This window comes from Chromobacterium phragmitis (assembly GCF_003325475.1).
Lineage (GTDB): Bacteria > Pseudomonadota > Gammaproteobacteria > Burkholderiales > Chromobacteriaceae > Chromobacterium > Chromobacterium phragmitis.
Genome location: NZ_CP029495.1, coordinates 513,410 through 536,118, shown reverse-complemented (window position 1 = coordinate 536,118; position 22,709 = coordinate 513,410). Strand labels below are relative to the sequence as shown.

The window sequence follows — 22,709 nt, the reverse complement described above, 5'->3', positions numbered from 1 at the left end:
TGAAAAGCCCACCGTTCGCGGTGGGTTTTTTGTTTGCCTGGATGCGCTCGACTCAAGTCTCAGTCCACGGCGCCAGCGCCAGCTCGGCGCGCAGCGGTTTGCCGCTTTGGCCGAACCAGCCGCCGCTCTCCAGCACCTGTCCCTGGCTGCCGAAGGCCGTGACGGTCAGTTTCGCGGTCTCGGGGTCGATGTCCACGCGGCAGAAATTGTCTTCCTGAGTGAAATTCCAGGCGAGATAGTCCATTGTGTGCGGCTTGCTGTCGGCGGAGAAATCAAAGCCGTCTTCCTGTCCTTGAGCTTGCGAATCGTGGACGAAGCCGGACGGGTCGCCGTCGGCGAAGGGGAAAGGCCAATAAAAGGCCGAAGAAGTGATCGAAAAGGCGCGCAGCTTGCTGGCCGCGTCCGAACCGCGGAAGAGCAGTTCGGCGACGTTGCTGCAATGGATGTCGCCGGACAGGAACACCACGTTCTGTACGCGGCTTTCCACGATATGGCGTAGCAGGGAGGCGCGGGTGGCGGGGAAGGCCGGCCAGGAATCGGAGGCTTCGCAACGCCGGGCCCTGTCGGTCGCCGATCCCGGTCGGCCGCTGCGGGCATCCATGGGATTCGGCGCGAACACGCTGGGGCTGACGATGAATTTGGGCGTATCGCCCAGTTTCTGCTGGCACTCTCCCAGCCAGGCCAGCAGCAGGTCGAGCTGGCTGGGTTCCTCGCCGGCCAGGCTGGGGCGGCCCAGCAGGTGGTTGTCGTCCAGGCAGTCCGGCACGTCGTCCATATAGCGTTGAGTGCGGGAATCCATCGCGAAGAAGGGGTAGCGTCCGCAGTTGAACCGGTAGAACAGCCGCTGGCCATAGCCGCCGGGACCGTGCACCCATTGGTAGCTGCGGTAAGCGGAGATGGCCAGGTTGAACACGCGCCGGCTTTCCGCGCGGCGGACGCGGTCCTGGCACCAGTTGTCTTCAATTTCGTGGTCGTCAAGGATCATGTAGGCGGGCAATTGGCGCAGCAGCCGGCGCATGTGGCGGGAGCCGAAGGCGGCGTGGTAACGCTGCTGAAACTCCTCGAAAGTGTCCGCCAGTCCCAGCGGCACGTGGCGGTTGAGCATGTCGGCGTAGATCTGGTCACCCACCATCAGCAGCAGCCTCACCGCATCGCGGCCATCCTGCCCCATGGCTTCGCGCAGCAGCGGCTCGAAGATGGCGTCGGATTGTTTGGTCTTCCACAACAGGCCGGGATAGCGGCAAGAGCCGACGATGAAGCTCAGGCGGCCGACGGAGCCGTCCTCGGCGGGGAAGGTGCGAAAACGGGCTTCGGACTCCTCGGCGGGAAGCGCTTCCAGATCGTCGAACCAGACTTCGGCGGCGGGCAGGCGCTTGGCCAGCTCGCCATGGGACAGGCTGTCGTCCTCCGGCGAGGGGTCGTCCAGCAGCAGCGTGCCGACGCGGACGACATAGCCGGTATCGGGAAGCAGGGGAAGCGGGGCGCTATCCACTGCTTTCAGGCCCAACTCCTCGCCCAGGGTGAAGGTGCCGGTGCGGTCGTACTCCCGTCGCAGCCGAAAATAATAGACGCGGCGGCGGCGCGGACGGCGGCCGTTTTCCCAGGTGATTGCGATCACGCCTATGGTGCGGCATTCGCCGTCGATGTCGGGGCCTTCGTCTCCGGCGGAGCCGCGTATCCAGATGCGCGCGCTGGTCGAGGTGGCATGGCCGACGATGGGGCCGAGCTGGGCGGGCCTGAGCTTGCTCATGAGAACTCCTGGGGCCTGACGCGGACGCGCCGCCCCTTTCCTGTTGCGGGTGCGTGGGTATGGCTGTCGTTATGGTTCGCCCGGATGGCGCATTGTCCGTCCGTGTTTGAAACATATGCCGGGAGAGGACGCGGCGGGAGGATGTTTGATCGGATTAGGTGGATGTACGGAGCTGGCTTCGGGGAAGGTTCAGTCTTGATGCTGGAGGATATTGATCAAATGGCCCAGCGGATCGCGGACGAAGAAGCGGCGCACGCCCCAAGGCTCGCTGACGGGGCCGTATTCGACGGCGATGCCGGAGGCGCGGACGTTGGCGAGCGCCTGTTCCACATCGTCCACCTCCACCGACAGCGCCGGCACCGGGGTGCCGGCGCCGCCTGCGCGGGCGAAGCTGATCTGCGGCTGCATGGCGGCGTCGGAGGCGTAAATGCGGATCCAGCCATGGTCCATCACCATTTCCAGGCCGAGCACGTCACGGTAGAAACCATCGACTGCCGCGGGATCGGCGGCGGCGATATTGGCGACGATGCGCTGCACTTTCATCGAGCTCTCCAGCGGCATGGAATAGACCCTTCAGCATAGCCGCAGCTCCGTCGCCGCGGCTCAGCTTTTGTCGCGGCCCGCCGGCTTGTAGCCGTCGCTCAGCGTTTTCAGGAAGGCCAGCATGTCATCGATGTCGCGCTCGCTGAACATGGGTTTGCCGCCAGCCTTGCCGCCGAACGGCGCCTCCATGTTGACGTTGGCCTGGTAGCGGATGGGGAGATCATCGAACTTGGCCGTTTTGCCATCCTTGCCTTTCGGATACCACTTTTCCGGGCGAGTATCGCGCTCGGCGTAGAAGCGCAGCACTTGGCGCAGGTCGTGGAAGGCGCCGTTATGGAAAAACGTCTTGCGGGTGGCGACGTTGCGTAGGGACGGCGTGCGGAACAGGCCGCAGTAGTCGGCGCGGTTCTTGAAATCGGTGCGCGCCGGGCCGCACAGGCCCAGGTCGAAGTAATGGCCGTCGCGGTTGGCTGTCAGTTCCAGATTGCGCGGCGCGCCGATGGCGATGTGTCCATAGTCGGTGAAGGCGGGGAAGGCGCCGCCTTCGCTGCGCTAGCTGATGTGGCAGGACGCGCAGTTGCCTTTGGCCGGATCGTTGAACGCGTTCAGCCCGCGCATTTCCTTGGCGCTGAGCGTGGCCTGGCCGCGCAGGTAGGCATCGTATTTGCTGTTGTAGGGGGCGAATTCGCGCGGGTTCTGCTGGAACACCTCCAGCGCCAGCGCGGCCTTGGCGAAGGCTTGCTCCGGATGGGCGAAGATGTCTCGGCCGAACAAAGCCCTGAATCGAGGGGCGGCGGCGGAGGCACCGAGCCTCTTTGCCGCCAGGGCCGGCGTGCCGTTGGCCATTTCGTTGGCCGCCAGCAGCGGCAGCGCGGCCTGGGCATGGGCTGAGTCGGCCCGGCCGTCCCAAGTGTAGCCGCCGGTGGGGCCGGCGTCCTCGCTGTCGTTGCCGTCGTTGTCGTGAAAGTGTTCGCTGAATGGCGGCACGCTTTGCAGATAGCGCAGCGAAGGCGCCGCGCGGGTGCCCATTTGCTTGCCATCTTTGCCGCCCATCTGGGCGGAGAGCGCGTTGGGCGGACCATAGGCATGGCCGGGACTGTGGCAACTGGCGCAGGACGCTTGGCCGGAGGCGGACAGCGAACGGTCGAAGAACAGCTGCCTGCCCAGCGCCTCCAGCTGTTTGGCGCTGACTGGACGCAGACCGGGCGCGTAGTTGGCCCCCTGATAGGCGGGCGGCGCGGCGAAGACTGAGCAAGCGGCGAGCAGGGTGAGCAGGAGAAGCGGACGTGTCATGGCGACGGCAGTGATGGCGGTGGCGGGACTTTACTGCGTGGACATGACAGAAAAATGAATCCGGCGTGATGAACTGTGGGCATCAAAAATAAATACAGAATGTAAATGCAATGTAACGTGTCAACGCGATACTGCGCGTTTTCCGTCAAATCGCAAGGAAATCCGTGATGCAAAGATTGGCCTGTGGGCTGGCGCTGACCCTGGTCGGCGCGGCCGTGCTGAGCGCCTGCGGAGGCGGCGGCTCTGCCTCCACCAGCGGGGTGGTGACCGGCAGTTATTTCCGCCACGCCAAAGTCTGTCTGGACCGCAACGGCAATGGCCGCTGCGATGCCGCCGAACTCTCGACCTATACCGACGACAACGGCGCCTTCAGCCTGAGCGGCCAAGGCGACGTAGTGGCGGAAGTGGGCACCGGCGCCGTCCGCTACGACCCGGACACCAAGACTGCCGCGCCAGTGACCGATCAGCTGGTGTTCCGCGCGCCGGCCGCCGCCAATGGCGTGGTTAGTTCGCTGTCCACCGAAGTGGCGGACCTGATGGATGGCGGCATGGATCTCGCCGCCGCGCGTAGCGCGGTGGCCGCGCGCGTGGGCGTGTCGGCGGACAAGCTGCTGGCCGACCACAACAAGGAAAGCGACCCGGATGTCAAAGCCGCGTTGAAGGCGGCGATCAACCAGAACATCGACGCCATCGCCGGCGCGGTGAAGGAGGCGGGCGCGGGCGGCGACGTCAAGGGCAGCCTGCACAAGCGGATGGCGCTGACTGATATCCAGAACGTGGTAGTGATCTACGCCGAAAACCGCGGTTTCGACAATCTGTACGGCCTGTTCCCCGGCGCCGACGGCGTGCCCGGCGTCAATCCGTCTTCCAAGGGCGGCTATGTCGCGCAGAAGGACTTCGACAACGCCACGCTGCCGACGCTGCCGCCGACCTGGGGCGGGCTCACCGCCGCCGGCCAGAGCGTGACGCTGACCCAGGCGCAGAGCATGGGCTTCGCCAACAAGCCGTTCCAGATCGACGATCCCAGCGGTCTGAACGGCACCGGCGTGGTGGTGCCGCAATCGGTGGTGACCCGCGACCTGGTGCACCGCTTCTACAACAACCAGATGCAGATCCATGGCGGCGCCAACGACAAGTTCGCCGCCTATTCCGACGCCGGCGGCCTGTCCATGGGCTATTACGACGGCAGCAAGATGGCGATGTGGAAGCTGGCCCAGCAGTACACGCTGGCGGACAATTTCTTCATGGGCGCCTTCGGCGGTTCCTTCCTCAACCATCAATACCTGATTTGCGCCTGCGCGCCGCAATATCCCAACGCGGACAGCTCGCCGGCCAAGGGCGGCATTTCGGCGGTGGATGTCGACAGCCAGGGCAATTTCCTGCGGCTGACGCCGGCGGCCAACGCGCCGGCCTCGGTGCTGAACGGCAAGGCGGTATACCAGAACGACGGCAACCTGACGCCCAAGGACGCCGCCGGCATGTATTACGCGGTGAATACCATGCAGCCGCCGTTCCAGCCCAGCGGCAACGCGCCGGCCGCCGGCGACGCTTCTGGCCAGTACGCCGATCCGGCCAAGGCGACCACCTTGCCGGCCCAGACCCAGGCCACCATCGCCGACCGGCTGGACGCCAAGAAGGTGAGTTGGGCCTGGTATGCCGGCGCCTGGAGCGCGGTGGCGGCGGACCCGAAGAAGATCTACAACGGCTCGGTGCCCAATTTCCAGCCGCACCATCAGCCCTTCAACTATTTCGCCAGTTTCGATCCGGCCAAGCAGGCGGCTTATCGCGGCCAGCACCTGAAGGACTTCGACCGCGACTTCCTGGCCGATGCCGCGGCCGGCGCGCTGCCGCAAGTGGCGTTCTACAAGCCGCAGGGCAACTTGAACCAGCATGCCGGCTACGCCAGCGTGGCGGACGGCGACGCCCACATCGCGTCGGTGATCGCCCAACTGCAGCAGAGCCCGCAGTGGAAGAACATGCTGGTGGTGGTGACCTATGACGAGAACGGCGGTTTCTACGACCACGCGGCGGTGCCCAAGGGCGACCGCTGGGGGCCGGGCACCCGCATCCCGGCCATCCTGATCTCGCCGTTCGCGAAAAAGGGCTATGTCGACCATACCCAGTACGATACCGCGTCCATCCTGCGTTTCCTGACCCGCCGCTTTGATCTGCAGGCATTGCCGGGGGTGGCGGCGCGCGACGCGGCGCTGGTGAAGAACGGCGGCAAGCCGATGGGCGATTTTGCTTCGGCGCTGACGTTCCGCTGAGTCCCGCGTTCGGCTTGAGACGGGCCGCCCGCGTCGCCGGGCGGCTTTTTGTTAGCATTCATGACAATCGTCATATCGAGGGCGAGCCGGTGGTACACTGGTGAGCTCCCCCGTTTTAGTTTCCTGTCATGCAGTTGAAAATCGATCCCGGCATGCTGACGCCGCTCATCGTCGCCACGGCGCTGTTCATGGAAAACATGGACGCCACCGTGATCTCCACCTCGCTGCCGGTCATCGCGCAGGAACTGGGCGTGGATCCGATCTCGCTGAAGCTGGCGCTGACCTCCTACCTGGTCAGCCTGGCGGTGTTCATCCCCATCAGCGGCTGGATGGCCGACCGCTTCGGCGCCCGCCGCATCTTCCGTTCGGCCATCCTGGTGTTCATGCTGGGCTCGCTGTTGTGCGCGGCCACAAGCAGCCTGCATGGCTTCGTGCTGGCGCGCTTTCTGCAGGGCATAGGCGGGGCGATGATGGTGCCGGTGGGACGGCTGGTGATTCTGCGCACCATAGACAAGACGGATCTGGTGCGGGCGCTCAGCTATCTGACCGTGCCGGCGCTGCTGGGGCCGGTGATCGGCCCGCCGCTGGGCGGCTTCATCAGCACCTATTTCCACTGGCGCTGGATTTTCCTGATCAATATCCCCATCGGCCTGTTGGGCCTGGCCCTGGCCGGCCGCTTCATCGCCAATCTGAAAGAGGACGAGGTGCCCAGGCTGGATTGGTGGGGCTTCGCGCTCACCGGCGCGGGCTTGTCCATGTTGATGCTGGGCCTGGCCACCGAAGGCAAGCACATGCTGTCGGCAGAGGCATCGATCTGGCTCAGCCTGGTCGGCGCGGCGCTGTTGCTGGTCTACCTGCGGCATTACCGCCGGCAGTCGCACCCGTTGCTGGATCTGTCGTTGTTGCGTCTGCCCACTTTCAACGCCGGCGTGGTCGGGGGATTCATGTTCCGCGTCGGCATCGGCACCATCCCCTTTTTGCTGCCCTTGATGCTGCAGCTGGGCTTCGGCTTCTCGCCGTTCGAGTCTGGCCTGCTGACCTGCTCCACCGCGATGGGGGCGATAGGAATGAAGACCGTGGTCGCCAAGGTGCTGCAGCGCTACGGCTTCCGCCGCATTCTGGTGTTGAACAGCATTCTGGCCGGCTGCTCGGTGGCGGTGTACGCGCTGTTCCGGGCGGATACCCCGCATTGGCTGCTGCTGCTGGTGTTCGTGCTGGGAGGCTGCCTGCGTTCGCTGCAGTTCACCAGCCTGAACGCGATCACGTTCGCGGATGTCGACAAGGACAGGCTCAGCCATGCCACCAGCTTGTCCAGCGTGGCTCAGCAACTGGCCGCCGGCTTCGGCGTGACCGTGGGGGCGTTCGCGCTGCAAAGCGTGGCCTGGTGGCAGGGGCATGAGCAGTTGACGGCGATGGACTTCGGCCATGCCTTCCTGATCATGGGCAGCCTGACCATGCTGTCCAGCCTGCTGTTTCTGCGGTTGGAGCGGGACGCGGGGCAGCAGGTGTCGGCCGGGCATTGAGGACAGCCGTTCTGGATTCTCACCCGGAGCGGCTGCTTGCCGGAGGCTAGGCCGGGCGGGATGCCTCATCGGCGAATGCCCAGGTGTCGCGCTCGCCGAATTCCAGCCAGCATGCGCCGGCGGCCCTGGGTTCCTGGCCGTAGGCGCGCAGCCGGCTTTCCCCCTGTTGCAGCAGGTATTCCCAGCGGTCGCCCAGATACATCGCGGCGAGCAGCCTGGCCGGCAGGCGGTTGTGGCCGGGCTCGTCGCGCACGCGCAGCCGCTCCAGCCGGATCACCGCCTGCGCCGCTCCCCCCACCGCCAGCGGCTGGCGGGCCTGGGCGCGCAATTGCCAGCCGTCGCCGTTGAGGAGGACGCTGTCGCCCTCGCTGGCGGCGACCGTCGCGCTCAGGGTGTTGTTGGCGCCCATGAACTGGGCGGCGTACAGGCTGGCGGGTTGAGCATAGAGCTCGGTCGGCGTGCCGGCCTGTTCGATGCGGCCGTGCTTGAGCAGCAGGATGCGGTCGGACATCGCCATCGCCTCGCCCTGGTCATGGGTGACGCACAGCGCGGACAGTTTCAGCTCTATGATCAGTTCGCGCAGCCAGGCGCGGGCTTCCTCGCGCAGCTTGGCGTCCAGATTGGACAGCGGCTCGTCCAGCAGGATGACCGGCGGGTTGTACACCAGGGCGCGGGCGATGGCCACCCGCTGCTGCTGGCCGCCGGATAGCTGATGGGGGTAGCGCTGGCCCAGCGCGCCCAGGCCCAATTGTTCCAGCACCTGTCCCACGCGGTCGGCTATCTCTTTTTGCCCGGTCTTGCGCAGCTTGAGGCCGTAGCCGACGTTTTCCGCCACCGTGCGGTGCGGCCACAGCGCGTAAGACTGGAACACCAGGCCCAGCGAGCGGTTCTCCACCGGCAGGTTGCGGCCGGCGTCGCCGTCGTACAGGGTTTGCTCGTTGAGGCGGATGGCGCCGGCGGAGGGCTGCTCCAGTCCGGCGATGGCCCGCAGCAGCGTGGTCTTGCCGCTGCCGGAAGCGCCCAGCAGCGAGACGACTTCTCCGGCATTGAGGGTGAAGGACACGCCTTTGAGGATGGGCGTGGCGTCATAACTGAGAAACAGATTGTCGACGACGAGCTTAGTCATGCAGTTTCACTCCCAGGCGCAGCGCCACGGCCAAGCCGGCGCCCACCATCAGAATATTGATCACGGACAGCGCGGCCACCTGGTCCACCGCGCCTGTGGCCCACAGCGATACCAGCAGCGAACCGATGACTTCAGTGCCGGGGGACAGCAGGTAGACGGCGGTGGAGTATTCGCGCTCGAAAATCATGAAGATCAGCAGCCAGCTGGAAATCAGGCCGAAGCGGATCAGCGGCAGGGTGACGTCCAGGCTGGCGCGGCGCGGGCTGGCGCCGACGCTGCGGGCGGCTTCTTCCAATTCCGGCCCCACCTGCAGCAGCGCGCTTTGCACCAGCCGCATGCCGTATGCCAGCCAGACCACGGTGTAGGCCAGCCAGATCGAGAACATGCTGTTCTTCGCGCCCTGCAGGCCGGGGACGAACAAGAACACCCATAGAAAGGCGAGGCCGGCCAGGATGCCAGGCACCGCGCGCGGCAGCAGCACCAGATAGTCCAGCAGGCGGGTGCCCCAATCGTGGCGGCGATGGCCGGCGAAGCCCACCAGCGTGTAGAAGCCCACCGCCAGCGCGCCGCCTATCACGCCCACGCCCAGGGTGTTGACGATGGCGCGCACGATGCTGTCTTCCTCGAGCAGCAGCGAGAAGTGTTCCAGCGTCAGCGCCTCGGCCAGGGATACGCCTTCCCCCCAGTGGCTGACCACCGAGCGCAGCGCGATGCCGGAAATGGGCACCGCCACGGTCAGCAGCAGCCACAGCAGCACGATGGCGACGGCGGGATAGCGCCAGGCGCCCAGCGACAGCGCGTGCTGGCGGCCGGCCTTGCCCTTCACCGTGACGAAGCGGTTGGCGCTGCGCAGCAGGCGCCGCTGCAGCAGCACCAGCGGAAAGGTGATGGCGATCAGGCAGACCGCCACCGCGGCCATCAGGTGATAGGAGGGAATGCCCAGCTTGTTGGTGAGTTTGTAGAGGTAGGTGGCCAGCACCAGATGGCCTTCCGGGTCGCCCAGCACCAGCGGCAGGCCGAAGATCTCAAAGCCGAGAAACAGCACCAGCACGCCGGAAAACAGCAGCGAGGGCAGGATCATCGGCAGGCTGACATCGCGCGCCACCCGGAACGGGCTGGCCCCGGCCACGCGCGCTGCTTCTTCCACGTCCGATCCCAGATTGCGCAGGGCGGCGGAGGCGTAAAGATAGATGTGCGGCACGTGGGTGAGGCCGGCGATGACGGCGATGCTGGTCAGCGAATAGATGCTCCACGGCAGTTCGTCCCAGCCGAACAGCTGTTTGAGCCACAGCGAGTAGAAACCCACCGGGCCGGCGGCCACCACGTAGCCGAAGGCCAGCACCATCGGCGAGACGAAGACCGGCGTCAGCAGCAGCGGCTCTAGCCAGCGGCGGCCGGGCAGGTCGGTGCGGACCATCAGGAAGGCGAGCACGCCGCCCAGCGGGATGGCGATCAGCGCCATGCCGACGGCGATGGCCACCGAGTTCTTCAGCGCGGACCAGAAGTCGGGGTCGGCGAAAATGAAGCGGTAGGCGTCCAGCCCCAGGCTTTTGTCCGCCATGAAAAAGGGTTGATTGAGCAGGCTCTGGTACAGCACCAGCGACAGCGGCGTCATGACTGCCAGCGCGACGCAGGCGATGGTCAGGTTGCGCCAGCGGAAGTGGCGAGTCAGCGGGCGGCCGGGCGCGGCTGGCGGCGCCGGCGGCGATGCCGCGGCGGTGGAGGAAGTGTGCATTGCGTGGACTCCGGAGTATGGGCGTCCGGCGCGGAGGCGATGCGGCGCGCCGGACGAGAGGCGGCGCTCAGTTTTTCAGCGCCTGCTGCCAATTGCGCATGAAGTCCAGCCGCTTGGCCTGGTCGAGGTAGACCAGCAGGCCGGGGCCGATCTGGATGGGTTTGATGCTGCTGCCCAGCTGCTGGTTCAGCGCGGACAGGGTGGCCGGACCGGCAACGTCGGCGCGCAGCGAGAACAGGTCGGCCTGGTTGGCCAGAATGTCCTGGCCGCGCTTGGACAGCAGGTAGTCCAGCCACAGGCGGGCGGCGTTGGGATTCTTGGCTTTCTTGGACACGATGGCCAGCCGGCTGGCGACCTGGGTGTAGTCCTTGGGATAGACGTAGCCGATGGACGGGTCCTTCTTGGCCTTGGCGAAGGCGTAGGAGCCGAGGATGTTGTAGCCGATCAGATTCTCGCCGGAGGAGATGCGCTCCATCATCGCGCCGGTAGACGTTTGCAGCTTGACGCCGGATCGGCCCAGCGCGCGCACCAGGTCCCATACGCCTTGCTGGCTGTAGCGGTAGTCCTGGGTCAGGAAGTTGAAGCCGACGCCGGAGCGCTCGATGTCGTAGGTGGTGACCTTGCCTTTGAAGCGCGAGGGATTGGCCTTCAGGATGCGGATCAGGTCGGCGCGGGTCTGTGGGATTTCTTCAGGCTTGAGCAGGCGCTTGTTGTAGACGATGGCCACCGGTTCGTAGGTGGTGGCGTAGGCTTGCTGCTGGTAGTGGGCCCATTTGGGCAGATTGGGCGTCTCGGGCGAGGCATAGCTGGCTGCGTAGCCGTCGTTGACCAGTTTCACCTGCAGATCCATCGCCGAGCTCCACACCAGATCGGCGCTGGCGCTGTTGGCCGCGTTTTCGCTGATGAAGCGGTTGTAGATCTCGGTGGTGTTCATGTCGTGGTATTCCACCTTCACCGCCGGGTACAGCGACTGGAAGTCCTTGAGCAGCGGCCGGGCGATGGCGCTGTCGGTGGCGGAATAGATGATCAGCTTGCCTTCCTTGGCCGCGGCGGTTTCCAGATTCTGATAGCTGGACGGATAGTGCGCCGGGGCGGCCCAGGCCGAGCCGCCGAGCAGCGCGGCGCAGAGGGATAGTTTCAGCTTGCCTTGCATGATGCCTTCTCCTGTAGGAGCCCTGTCCGGGCTCGTCTTGTTTCCGCCGCTCTATTGGCTGCGGTCTGGCAAGCATGGTATTAGAGTAAACCTTTCAATCCGCTTTCAGCTCGGCAAGTCATGCGCATTCTCCTGGTGGAAGACAATCCGGCCCTGGCCGAATCCCTGCTCAAAGCCCTGACGCAGGCGGGTTTCGCCGTCGACGCGATGCACGACGGCCAGGACGCCGACCATGTGTTGCATACCCAGGACTATGCGTTGGTGATCCTGGACCTGGCGCTGCCCAGGCTGGACGGCTGGGAGGTGCTCAGGCGGCTGCGGGCCCGCCGCAAGTCGGTGCCGGTGCTGATCCTGACCGCGCACGGATCGGTGGAGGACCGGGTGCGGGGGCTGGACATGGGGGCGGACGACTACTTGTCCAAGCCATTTGACCTGGGCGAGCTGGAGGCCAGGGTGAGGGCGCTGATACGCCGCAGCCACGGCCATGACCACAATCTGCTGGCGGTGGGCGGGCTGAGCTATGATGGCGGCAGCCGCGTGTTCACGCTGGCGGGAGAGGCCTTGAAGCTGACGCCGCGCGAGCACGCGGTGCTGGAGCTGCTGATGCTGCAGGGCGGCAAGGCCATCAGCAAGGACGCGCTGTCCGAGCGCATTTTCGGCCTGGACGAATCCGGCAGCGCCGACTCCATGGAAATCTATGTGCACCGGCTGCGCAAGAAGCTGGCGCACGGCGACGTCGGCATCGTCACCTTGCGCGGCCTGGGCTATCTGCTGGCGCGGACGGAGGGCGGAGATGGCTGATCGCCAGAGCTGGCGGCGGCCGGACAGCCTGAGGCTGCGTTTGCTGTGGGGCTTGTCGCTGCCCTTGCTGCTGCTGCTGTCGCTGGACGCCTATCTGACTTATCAACGCAGCCTGGCCGGCGCCAACGCGGCGTTCGATCGCATGCTGCACACCTCGGCGCGCGCCATCGCCAACGGCATCAGCAGCCATGGCGGCGAGGTTCGGGTGGACATTCCGTATTTCGCCTTGCAGATGTTCGAGAGCAATGCCGCCGGCAAGGTGTTTTACCGGGTCAGCGACGCGCGGGGCAAGGCGCTGACCGGTTATGAGGACTTGCCGCCGCCGGCGATAAAGCGGGCCGACGCGCCGGCGCTGCAGTTTGCCGACGCCGATTATCTGGGCGAGGAGGTGCGCCTGGTCAGCCTGCGGCAAACGGTGCGGGACATGCTCACGCTGCGGGACCAAGATGTCTGGGTGCAGGTGGCGGAAACGCCGGAATCGAGACAGGAGCTGGCGCGCGGCCTGTTGCTGGGATCGTTGCTGCAGGAGGTCCTGCTGGTGGCGACGCTGCTGTTGATCGTCTGGCTGGCGGTAAGCCGCGGCCTGCGGCCTTTGCGGCGCTTGTCCGCCGAGGTGGCGTCCAGGAAGGAAGGAGAGCTGGCGCCTCTGCCCACGGCAGGCCTGCCGAATGAGCTGACGCCGCTGGTGGATGCGCTCAATCTGCACGGCGAGCGGCTGCAGCGTTTGTTCGCTGCCCGCCGCCGCTTCATCGACGATGCCGCCCATCAGTTGAAGACGCCGCTGGCGGTGATGCAGAGCCAAGCGGAACTGGCTTTGCGCGAGGAGGCGCCAGCCGAACAACAGCGGCAACTTCGTCGATTGCTGGACGGCATGCGCCAGGCCGGGCACATGGTCGCGCAGTTGCTGCAGATGTCGCGGCTGGAGCCGGACAATGGCCAGCCCATCGCGCTGGAGAAAGTGGACGCGGCGGCGCTGGCGCGAGAGGTGGCGCTGGAGTGGGCCGCGGCAGCGCATGAGCGCGGCGCCGATCTGGGTTATGAGGGGGCGGAGGCGATGCCGGTCAGCGGCAACCGGGCCCTATTGCGCGAACTGCTGAACAATTTGCTGGACAATGCCTTGCGTTACGCTGGCGACGGAGCCGTGGTGACCGTCGCCGCCATCGATGGTCCGCAGCCTTGTCTGGAAGTCCGGGACAGCGGTCCTGGCATTCCCGAGGCGGAGCGGGAAAAGGTATTGCTGCGGTTCTACCGGCTGGCTGGCGAACGGCAGGAGGGGAGTGGCCTGGGGCTGGCCATCGTCAGGGAGATCGCAGGGCGGCATGGCGCGCGCTTGTCGCTGGGGCGGGCAGAGGAAGGCGGGTTGAAGGTGGGATTGCGTTTCCCGGCGGCGTGAAAACGAAAACCCCATTGCCGGAGCAATGGGGTTTTCGTCGAATTTGGTGCCCAAGAGAAGACTCGAACTTCCACACCCTTGCGGGCGCTAGGACCTGAACCTAGTGCGTCTACCAATTCCGCCACCTGGGCAAAACTCTGAATTGTATGCTGCCGAAACCTGGAACTGAAAGCGCCAGATTCATATATCTGGTGCCCAGGAGAAGACTCGAACTTCCACACCCTTGCGGGCGCTAGGACCTGAACCTAGTGCGTCTACCAATTCCGCCACCTGGGCAAACTGTCATGCGATGCTTCAAATAATCTGCGTTGGTGCCCAAGAGAAGACTCGAACTTCCACACCCTTGCGGGCGCTAGGACCTGAACCTAGTGCGTCTACCAATTCCGCCACCTGGGCCAACCAGATTTTCATGATGCCAGCTTAGCGACGGGCTTACAATAGTAAGATTGGTGCCCAAGAGAAGACTCGAACTTCCACACCCTTGCGGGCGCTAGGACCTGAACCTAGTGCGTCTACCAATTCCGCCACCTGGGCGTCGCTTTGCGGTATCATTCTGTTGCATCGCTGCAACGAGAAGCGAATTATAGACATAATTCTGAGGGTGTCAATGGCTCAAACCTCAAAAAAGCAAAAAACCTCCTCCCTCCGCGAGCAGGACCCGTTCCTCGAGAGGGAAAAGCTCAAATATTCCAATCCCTTGCCCAGCCGCGAGTTCATCATGCAGATTCTCGCCGAGCAGGGGGTGCCGCTGTTTCCGGATGAATTGGCCCAGATGTTGTCGATTCGCCGCGACGAGCATGCTTTCTTTGAACGTCGGTTGCGCGCGATGGAGCGCGACGGCGAAATCATCATCAATCGCAAAGGCGCGGTCTGCGTCGCCCAGAAACTCGATCTGATCCGCTGCAAGGTATCCGGCCATCGCGACGGTTTCGGTTTCGCCATGCCCGATGAGGGCGAGGGCGGCGGCGTCGACATCTTCCTGCCCGAGCGCGAAATGAGGAAAGTGATGCACGGCGACCGCGTGATGGTGCGGCCGTCCGGCGTCGACCGCCGCGGACGGCAGGAGGGCAAGATCGTCGAAGTGCTGGAGCACGCGGTGAGCAAACTGGTCGGCCGCATCCAGCACGAGCGCGGCGTATGGGTGGTGCGGCCGGAAGACCGCCGCATCAACCACGACATCCTGATCGAACCGGGCGGCGAAGCCGGCGCTACCGATGGCCAGGTGGTGATGGTGGACATCCTGCAGCAGCCGGACGCCCATCATCAGCCGGTCGGCAAGGTGGCCGAGGTGCTGGGCAACTACGCCGATCCAGGCATGGAGATCGAGATCGCGCTGCGCAAGCACGCGCTGCCGCACCGTTTCCCGGATGAGGCGTTGGCTCAGGCCAAGGAAACGCCGAAGAAAGTGCGCAAGAAAGACTGGACCAAGGACCGCGTCGATCTGCGCGATCTGCCGCTGGTGACGATAGACGGCGAGACCGCGCGCGATTTCGACGACGCGGTATACGCCGAGAAACAGGGCAAGGGCTATCGTCTGGTGGTGGCGATCGCCGACGTCAGCTTTTATGTGCAGCCGGGCGACGCGCTGGATGCGGAGGCGCTGAACCGAGGCACTTCGGTCTATTTCCCGCGCAGGGTGATCCCGATGCTGCCGGAGGCATTATCTAACGGCATCTGCTCGCTGAATCCCGACGTCGAGCGCATGTGCATGGTCTGCGACATGCAGATCAATGCCAAGGGCGAGGTCAAGAAGTATAAGTTCTATCCGGCGGTGATGCAGTCCAAGGCCCGCCTCACCTACAACCAGGTGTGGGACTGGCTGCAGAACGGCACCGATCACGCCATGCTGCCGCAGGTGAAGGACCTGTACGCGCTGTTCAAGATCCTGCTGGCCGCCCGCTCCAAGCGCGGCGCCATCGAGTTCGACTCGGTGGAGACGCAGATGATCTTCAACGACCAGGGCAAGATCGAGCGCATCGTGCCCATTGTGCGCAACGACGCGCACCGCTTGATCGAGGAGTGCATGCTGGCGGCCAACGTCTGCTCCGCCGATTTCCTGCAGAAGAACGGCCACAAGGCGTTGTACCGCGTCCATGAGGGGCCGACCGAGGAAAAGCTGGAAAACCTGCGCACCTATCTTCGGCTGGTCGGCCTGACGCTGGGGGGGGGAGACAAGCCCAGCGCCAAGGATTACGGCAAGCTGGCCGAGCAGATTCATGGCCGTCCGGATGCGCCGGTGTTGCAAACCATGCTGCTGCGTTCGATGCAGCAGGCGGTCTACACGCCGGACAACCACGGCCACTTCGGCCTGGCGTACGAAGCCTATACCCACTTCACCTCTCCGATCCGCCGCTACCCGGACCTGTTGGTCCATCGCGCGATCAAGGCGGTATTGAAGGGCGGCAAGTACAAGCCCGGGAAGTGGGCCCAGCTGGGCGTGCACTGCTCAATGACCGAGCGGCGCGCCGATGACGCCAGCCGCGACGTCGAGTCCTGGCTCAAGACCTACTATATGCGCGACAAGATAGGCGAGATATTCCAGGGCAAGATCAGTGCGGTTACCAGCTTCGGCGTATTCGTGCTGTTGGATGAGGTATACGCGGAAGGACTGGTGCATATCTCCGAGCTGGGGAAGGATTACTTCCATTTCAAGAAGGATGTGCAGGCCATCGTCGGCGAGAAGAGCGGCATCCAATACCGCTTGGGCGATGTCTTGACTGTCAAGGTGATGGCGGCCAATCTGGAAAGCTCGCAGGTGGACTTCGCATTGGTCAAGGACACGCCGGTAGCTCAAGAGCTTGCGGAGGGCGCTGCCGAGAAGCGGGGCGCCAGCCGCTCCAGCCGCCGCCGTCGCGGTGGAAAAACCGAGGGAGGCGTAGGGGCGCGTGTTCCTGCGGAGGTCCCGGCGAGCAGTGGGCAGCTTGAAACGAAGCCGGTAGGCTTGCCGCGGGCGCCGTCGGGGCGCAGGCGTCCCGCCCAGTCGGCCGGAGGGAGCGGAGCGGCTTCGGTGCCTGCGGCAGGTCAGGCGGCCAAGCCTGCGGAAGGCAAGACGCCGGCTTCAAAAGCCGAGAGTGTGGCGCCTGATGCCAGCATTCCGGCTGCCAAGCCTGCTGATCTGCCGGCCGCGCCGAAAGGACGGGGCCGATCGTCCAAGCCGGCTGTCGGCGAGGTAGGGAAGGCGCCCACTCCCGCAGTCCGGCAGACAGCCAAGCCCAAACCGGCGCAGAGCAAGGCTCCGGCAATAAAGTCCGTAGAGGCGGTCTCCAAGCCTGGAGGCGCGCAGGCCGCGCCGAAGGGGGCAGTCCGTTCGGCGAAGCCGGGCGAAGAAAAGCCGGCTGGCGCTGCGGCTCCAAAGGCTTCTCCGGCTGCTGCCAAGCCGCCGGTCCGTCGGCAAGCGGCCAAGGGCAGCCAGGATGTTCCGCCAGCGGTCGCGCCGACTCAAGAGCCATCGCAAACGCAGCCGGCGGCGCGCAAGCGCGGCAGTGGCAATGTGAAGAAGCGCGCGGGCGAGGAGTAGTCAACGGCTATCTATATTAATAGGTATAAACGAACCGGCTCGAATCCATGATTCGAGCCGGTTTTTGTTTGACGGAGACCGTCTTGGATACGGTCCAAGGGTAGGTGTTTTGCGTTTTCATGAATATCCCTTTCGGCCGCTTTTCTTGCAAATCAATGCCTTGCGTGGGCGGGTCGAAGAAAGTTCGTTTTTTCTCGCAAAAGGTGTTGACGGGTTCGGGGCCCGGGCGTATAGTTCGCCTCCTCAGCTGACGCAGCGAACGAAACAGCGGGAACGAAACGGTTCTCCGGTGTGACGAAGGCAGCGAAAGCACTGCTCTTTAACAGAACGAATAACCGATAGGTGTAAGTGCTTGGTGAAAGCCAAATACTTGCACTGCAAGAGACAAGAGATACTTGTTTATTTCTTTGAACTTGCGTGCCAGAAAATTTGCTTGAGATTGAACTGAAGAGTTTGATCCTGGCTCAGATTGAACGCTGGCGGCATGCTTTACACATGCAAGTCGAACGGCAGCACGGGAGCTTGCTCCTGGTGGCGAGTGGCGAACGGGTGAGTAATGCATCGGAATGTACCGTGTAATGGGGGATAGCTCGGCGAAAGCCGGATTAATACCGCATACGCCCTGAGGGGGAAAGCGGGGGATCGAAAGACCTCGCGTTATACGAGCAGCCGATGTCTGATTAGCTAGTTGGTGGGGTAAGAGCCCACCAAGGCGACGATCAGTAGCGGGTCTGAGAGGATGATCCGCCACACTGGGACTGAGACACGGCCCAGACTCCTACGGGAGGCAGCAGTGGGGAATTTTGGACAATGGGCGCAAGCCTGATCCAGCCATGCCGCGTGTCTGAAGAAGGCCTTCGGGTTGTAAAGGACTTTTGTCAGGGAGGAAATCCCGCTGGTTAATACCTGGCGGGGATGACAGTACCTGAAGAATAAGCACCGGCTAACTACGTGCCAGCAGCCGCGGTAATACGTAGGGTGCAAGCGTTAATCGGAATTACTGGGCGTAAAGCGTGCGCAGGCGGTTGTGCAAGTCTGATGTGAAAGCCCCGGGCTCAACCTGGGAACGGCATTGGAGACTGCACGACTAGAGTGCGTCAGAGGGGGGTAGAATTCCACGTGTAGCAGTGAAATGCGTAGAGATGTGGAGGAATACCGATGGCGAAGGCAGCCCCCTGGGATGACACTGACGCTCATGCACGAAAGCGTGGGGAGCAAACAGGATTAGATACCCTGGTAGTCCACGCCCTAAACGATGTCAACTAGCTGTTGGGGGTTTGAATCCTTGGTAGCGTAGCTAACGCGTGAAGTTGACCGCCTGGGGAGTACGGCCGCAAGGTTAAAACTCAAAGGAATTGACGGGGACCCGCACAAGCGGTGGATGATGTGGATTAATTCGATGCAACGCGAAAAACCTTACCTGCTCTTGACATGTACGGAACTTGGTAGAGATATCTTGGTGCCCGAAAGGGAGCCGTAACACAGGTGCTGCATGGCTGTCGTCAGCTCGTGTCGTGAGATGTTGGGTTAAGTCCCGCAACGAGCGCAACCCTTGTCATTAGTTGCCATCATTAAGTTGGGCACTCTAATGAGACTGCCGGTGACAAACCGGAGGAAGGTGGGGATGACGTCAAGTCCTCATGGCCCTTATGAGCAGGGCTTCACACGTCATACAATGGTCGGTACAGAGGGTTGCCAAGCCGCGAGGTGGAGCTAATCTCAGAAAACCGATCGTAGTCCGGATCGCACTCTGCAACTCGAGTGCGTGAAGTCGGAATCGCTAGTAATCGCAGATCAGCATGCTGCGGTGAATACGTTCCCGGGTCTTGTACACACCGCCCGTCACACCATGGGAGTGAGTTTCACCAGAAGTGGGTAGGCTAACCGTAAGGAGGCCGCTTACCACGGTGGGATTCATGACTGGGGTGAAGTCGTAACAAGGTAGCCGTAGGGGAACCTGCGGCTGGATCACCTCCTTTCTAGAGAATGGCGATTGCCAAGTACTTACAGCCTATCGGTTATTCAAGTTAAGGGCATTTTCGATGAAAATCGGCGCAGCTCTGCGTTGAAAGCTTCCTCGTGTACTCGATGTACACGTCGTCAGCTTTCGCTTGGATCTGCTGGATTTTGATCGAAAAGGATGTGGTATCAAACGACTACTGGGTTTGTAGCTCAGCTGGTTAGAGCACTGTGTTGATAACGCAGGGGTCGTAGGTTCGAGTCCTACCAGACCCACCAGTATTTTTTGGGTCAGGCAAGGCGCGAAGGAGCGGCATGTGCTTATGCACATGAGCGACTGAGCAACGCAGCATCACCCAAAAAGAGGGGGATTAGCTCAGTTGGGAGAGCACCTGCTTTGCAAGCAGGGGGTCGTCGGTTCGATCCCGTCATCCTCCACCATCGCAAACAAAATCGAATTCGGAAGAGTTGGATTCTGTTTGCGTTGTATAAACGCCCGATCTTTAACAAACTGAAGAAGCCGAATATATAAAGACGGCAAGACAAACGACATGGAGTTAATTCTGCATGTTGAATGAATCGTCATCTTGGGTATTTGATTGTATCTAAGGCTGCGTCGCCATATCAAAAGGGGCGGTGCAGTCGTCGCACAAACACTCTCTGTTGTTGCGGTAATTTAGGTTACTGAAATGATAGGGTCAAGCGACTAAGTGCATCTGGTGGATGCCTTGGCGATCATAGGCGATGAAGGACGTGTAAGCCTGCGAAAAGCGCGGGGGAGCTGGCAATAGAGCTTTGATCCCGCGATGTCCGAATGGGGAAACCCCTCCGCAAGGAGATCCCTGACTGAATCCATAGGTCAGAGGAGGCGAACTCAGCGAACTGAAACATCTAAGTAGCTGAAGGAAAAGAAATCAACCGAGATTCCGTAAGTAGTGGCGAGCGAACGCGGAACAGCCTGACTGTGTTATGAGTTGCGTTAGTGGAAGGTTCATGGAAAGGACCGCCATAGTGGGTGATAGCCCCGTACACGAAAACGCATCGCAAGAACTAGGCAGTCGACAAGTAGGGCGGGACACGAGAAATCCTGTCTGAAGATGGGGGGACCATCCTCCAAGGCTAAATACTCATGATCGACCGATAGTGAACCAGTACCGTGAGGGAAAGGCGAAAAGAACCCCGGGAGGGGAGTGAAATAGAACCTGAAACCGGATGCATACAAACAGTGGGAGCGGACTTGTTCCGTGACTGCGTACCTTTTGTATAATGGGTCAGCGACTTACGTTCAGTAGCAAGCTTAACCGAATAGGGGAGGCGTAGGGAAACCGAGTCCGAATAGGGCGCTTTAGTTGCTGGGCGTAGACCCGAAACCGAGTGATCTATCCATGGCCAGGATGAAGGTGCGGTAACACGCACTGGAGGTCCGAACCCACTAGTGTTGCAAAACTAGGGGATGAGCTGTGGATAGGGGTGAAAGGCTAAACAAACTCGGAGATAGCTGGTTCTCCCCGAAAACTATTTAGGTAGTGCGTCAAGTATCACTTCCGGGGGTAAAGCACTGTTATGGCTAGGGGGTCATTGCGATTTACCAAACCATGGCAAACTCTGAATACCGGAAAGTGCGAGCTTGGCAGACAGACAGTGGGTGCTAACGTCCATTGTCAAGAGGGAAACAACCCAGACCGCCAGCTAAGGTCCCAAATGATCAGTTAAGTGGTAAACGAAGTGGGAAGGCCTAGACAGCCAGGATGTTGGCTTAGAAGCAGCCATCATTTAAAGAAAGCGTAATAGCTCACTGGTCGAGTCGTCCTGCGCGGAAGATGTAACGGGGCTCAAACTGATAACCGAAGCTGCGGATGCACAGTTTACTGTGCGTGGTAGGGGAGCGTTCTGTAGGTCTGTGAAGGTGTCTCGTAAGGGATGCTGGAGATATCAGAAGTGCGAATGCTGACATGAGTAGCGATAAAGCGGGTGAAAAGCCCGCTCGCCGAAAGCCCAAGGTTTCCTACGCAACGTTCATCGGCGTAGGGTGAGTCGGCCCCTAAGGCGAGGCTGAAAAGCGTAGTCGATGGGAAACGGGTTAAAATTCCCGTACTTTTGTGTAGTGCGATGTGGGGACGGAGAAGGTTAGGTCATCAGACTGTTGGAATAGTCTGTTTAAGCCGGTAGGCGTGAAGGGTAGGCAAATCCGCTCTTCTTTAACGCCGAGAAGTGATGACGAGGGTCTACGGACCTGAAGTGACTGATACCACGCTTCCAGGAAAAGCCACTAAGCTTCAGCTACACAAGAACCGTACCGCAAACCGACACAGGTGGGCAGGATGAGAATTCTAAGGCGCTTGAGAGAACTCAGGAGAAGGAACTCGGCAAATTGATACCGTAACTTCGGGAGAAGGTATGCCTGTTGAGGTGTAGTCCCTTGCGGATGAAGCTTTGACAGGTCGCAGAGAATCGGTGGCTGCGACTGTTTAACAAAAACACAGCACTGTGCCAACACGAAAGTGGACGTATACGGTGTGACGCCTGCCCGGTGCCGGAAGGTTAAGTGATGGGGTGCAAGCTCTTGATCGAAGCCCCGGTAAACGGCGGCCGTAACTATAACGGTCCTAAGGTAGCGAAATTCCTTGTCGGGTAAGTTCCGACCCGCACGAATGGCGTAACGATGGCCACACTGTCTCCTCCTGAGACTCAGCGAAGTTGAAGTGTTTGTGAAGATGCAATCTCCCCGCTGCTAGACGGAAAGACCCCGTGAACCTTTACTGTAGCTTTGCATTGGACTTTGAACAGACTTGTGTAGGATAGGTGGGAGGCTTTGAAGCCAGGACGCTAGTTCTGGTGGAGCCGTCCTTGAAATACCACCCTGGTGTGTTTGAGGTTCTAACCTTGGTCCGTGATCCGGATTGGGGACAGTGCATGGTAGGCAGTTTGACTGGGGCGGTCTCCTCCCAAAGTGTAACGGAGGAGTTCGAAGGTTACCTAGGTACGGTCGGAAATCGTGCTGATAGTGCAATGGCAAAAGGTAGCTTAACTGCGAGACCGACAAGTCGAGCAGGTGCGAAAGCAGGACATAGTGATCCGGTGGTTCTGAATGGAAGGGCCATCGCTCAACGGATAAAAGGTACTCCGGGGATAACAGGCTGATACCGCCCAAGAGTTCACATCGACGGCGGTGTTTGGCACCTCGATGTCGGCTCATCACATCCTGGGGCTGTAGCCGGTCCCAAGGGTATGGCTGTTCGCCATTTAAAGTGGTACGTGAGCTGGGTTCAAAACGTCGTGAGACAGTTTGGTCCCTATCTGCAGTGGGCGTTGGAAGTTTGACGGGGGCTGCTCCTAGTACGAGAGGACCGGAGTGGACGAACCTCTGGTGTACCGGTTGTGACGCCAGTCGCATTGCCGGGTAGCTAAGTTCGGAAGAGATAACCGCTGAAAGCATCTAAGCGGGAAACTTGCCTGAAGATGAGACTTCCCTGGAGGCTTGACCTCCCTGAAGAGTCGTTCGAGACCAGGACGTTGATAGGTCGGGTGTGGAAGCGCTGTGAGGCGTGAAGCTAACCGATACTAATTGCTCGTGAGGCTTGATCCTATCATTTGAGTGACTTAGAGAACTAAGTGACGAAGATAGAGTGTGTGCGACACGATCAGATAC

Annotated in this window: 12 protein-coding genes, 6 tRNA genes and 2 rRNA genes; 9 read left to right on the top strand and 11 right to left on the bottom strand. The window is 61.9% G+C overall.

The window, feature by feature from the left end; translation table 11 throughout:
* Positions 1–52: 52 nt before the first annotated feature.
* From DK842_RS02635 to DK842_RS23545, 4 genes are all read right to left on the bottom strand, one after another.
* Positions 53–1,750 carry an alkaline phosphatase D family protein gene (locus tag DK842_RS02635; RefSeq protein ID WP_114059961.1) on the bottom strand — a complete coding sequence of 566 codons (1,698 nt, stop codon included), beginning with the start codon at positions 1,748–1,750 and terminating at the stop codon, positions 53–55.
* Between the two features lie 189 nt (positions 1,751–1,939).
* Positions 1,940–2,293 (bottom strand): VOC family protein, encoded by a 354-nt coding sequence (locus DK842_RS02630; protein WP_114059960.1) that lies wholly within the window; start codon positions 2,291–2,293, stop codon positions 1,940–1,942.
* Positions 2,294–2,353: 60 nt separating this feature from the next.
* Positions 2,354–2,599, bottom strand: a complete 246-nt coding sequence (locus DK842_RS23550; protein ID WP_198414624.1) for a hypothetical protein — start codon at positions 2,597–2,599, stop codon at positions 2,354–2,356.
* 246 nt (positions 2,600–2,845) lie between these two features.
* The gene (locus DK842_RS23545; RefSeq protein ID WP_198414623.1) at positions 2,846–3,586 is read right to left on the bottom strand and encodes a cytochrome-c peroxidase; all 741 of its coding nucleotides are present in this window, start codon (positions 3,584–3,586) and stop codon (positions 2,846–2,848) included.
* Between the two features lie 167 nt (positions 3,587–3,753).
* Here DK842_RS23545 and DK842_RS02620 point away from each other — a divergent pair, with 167 nt between their 5' ends.
* Positions 3,754–5,853 (top strand): acid phosphatase, encoded by a 2,100-nt coding sequence (locus tag DK842_RS02620; protein WP_114059959.1) that lies wholly within the window; start codon positions 3,754–3,756, stop codon positions 5,851–5,853.
* Between the two features lie 128 nt (positions 5,854–5,981).
* Positions 5,982–7,376, top strand: coding sequence for a DHA2 family efflux MFS transporter permease subunit (locus DK842_RS02615; RefSeq protein WP_232538577.1), 1,395 nt, complete (start codon positions 5,982–5,984; stop codon positions 7,374–7,376).
* A gap of 46 nt (positions 7,377–7,422) precedes the next feature.
* Here the strand turns inward: DK842_RS02615 and DK842_RS02610 are convergent, their stop codons facing one another.
* The 3 genes from DK842_RS02610 to DK842_RS02600 form a co-directional block, all read right to left on the bottom strand.
* The gene (locus DK842_RS02610; protein ID WP_114059958.1) at positions 7,423–8,502 is read right to left on the bottom strand and encodes an ABC transporter ATP-binding protein; all 1,080 of its coding nucleotides are present in this window, start codon (positions 8,500–8,502) and stop codon (positions 7,423–7,425) included.
* Positions 8,495–10,237 (bottom strand): ABC transporter permease, encoded by a 1,743-nt coding sequence (locus tag DK842_RS02605; protein WP_114059957.1) that lies wholly within the window; start codon positions 10,235–10,237, stop codon positions 8,495–8,497. The genes DK842_RS02610 and DK842_RS02605 overlap by 8 nt, the downstream gene beginning before the upstream one ends.
* 67 nt (positions 10,238–10,304) lie before the next feature.
* Positions 10,305–11,390, bottom strand: a complete 1,086-nt coding sequence (locus DK842_RS02600) for an ABC transporter substrate-binding protein (protein ID WP_114059956.1) — start codon at positions 11,388–11,390, stop codon at positions 10,305–10,307.
* 120 nt (positions 11,391–11,510) lie between these two features.
* On the opposite strand from DK842_RS02600, the gene DK842_RS02595 reads away from it, so the two are divergent.
* Together DK842_RS02595 and DK842_RS02590 are read left to right on the top strand one after the other, a co-directional pair.
* Positions 11,511–12,191, top strand: coding sequence for a response regulator (locus DK842_RS02595; protein ID WP_114059955.1), 681 nt, complete (start codon positions 11,511–11,513; stop codon positions 12,189–12,191).
* Entirely contained in the window at positions 12,184–13,584 is a 1,401-nt protein-coding gene (locus DK842_RS02590; protein ID WP_114059954.1) for a sensor histidine kinase, read from the top strand. Before DK842_RS02595 ends, DK842_RS02590 begins: the two co-directional genes overlap by 8 nt.
* A gap of 44 nt (positions 13,585–13,628) precedes the next feature.
* Here DK842_RS02590 and DK842_RS02585 read toward each other — a convergent pair.
* The 4 genes from DK842_RS02585 to DK842_RS02570 form a co-directional block, all read right to left on the bottom strand.
* Positions 13,629–13,715: transfer RNA gene (locus tag DK842_RS02585), tRNA-Leu, on the bottom strand.
* 58 nt (positions 13,716–13,773) lie between these two features.
* A tRNA-Leu gene (locus DK842_RS02580) sits at positions 13,774–13,860 on the bottom strand.
* A gap of 33 nt (positions 13,861–13,893) precedes the next feature.
* A tRNA-Leu gene (locus DK842_RS02575) sits at positions 13,894–13,980 on the bottom strand.
* A gap of 51 nt (positions 13,981–14,031) precedes the next feature.
* Positions 14,032–14,118: transfer RNA gene (locus tag DK842_RS02570), tRNA-Leu, on the bottom strand.
* Positions 14,119–14,191: 73 nt separating this feature from the next.
* On the opposite strand from DK842_RS02570, the gene rnr reads away from it, so the two are divergent.
* The 5 genes from rnr (at position 14,192) to DK842_RS02545 (ending at position 22,646) form a co-directional block, all read left to right on the top strand.
* Positions 14,192–17,101 (top strand): ribonuclease R, encoded by a 2,910-nt coding sequence (rnr, locus tag DK842_RS02565; RefSeq protein WP_114059953.1) that lies wholly within the window; start codon positions 14,192–14,194, stop codon positions 17,099–17,101.
* A 441-nt stretch (positions 17,102–17,542) separates the two neighbouring features.
* Positions 17,543–19,080: ribosomal RNA gene (locus DK842_RS02560) — 16S ribosomal RNA — on the top strand.
* Between the two features lie 182 nt (positions 19,081–19,262).
* Positions 19,263–19,339, top strand: a tRNA-Ile gene (locus DK842_RS02555).
* Between the two features lie 86 nt (positions 19,340–19,425).
* Positions 19,426–19,501: transfer RNA gene (locus tag DK842_RS02550), tRNA-Ala, on the top strand.
* 255 nt (positions 19,502–19,756) lie between these two features.
* A 23S ribosomal RNA gene (locus DK842_RS02545) occupies positions 19,757–22,646 on the top strand.
* Together the 16S and 23S rRNA genes with 2 tRNA genes alongside form the textbook arrangement of a ribosomal RNA operon.
* Positions 22,647–22,709 lie beyond the last annotated feature (63 nt).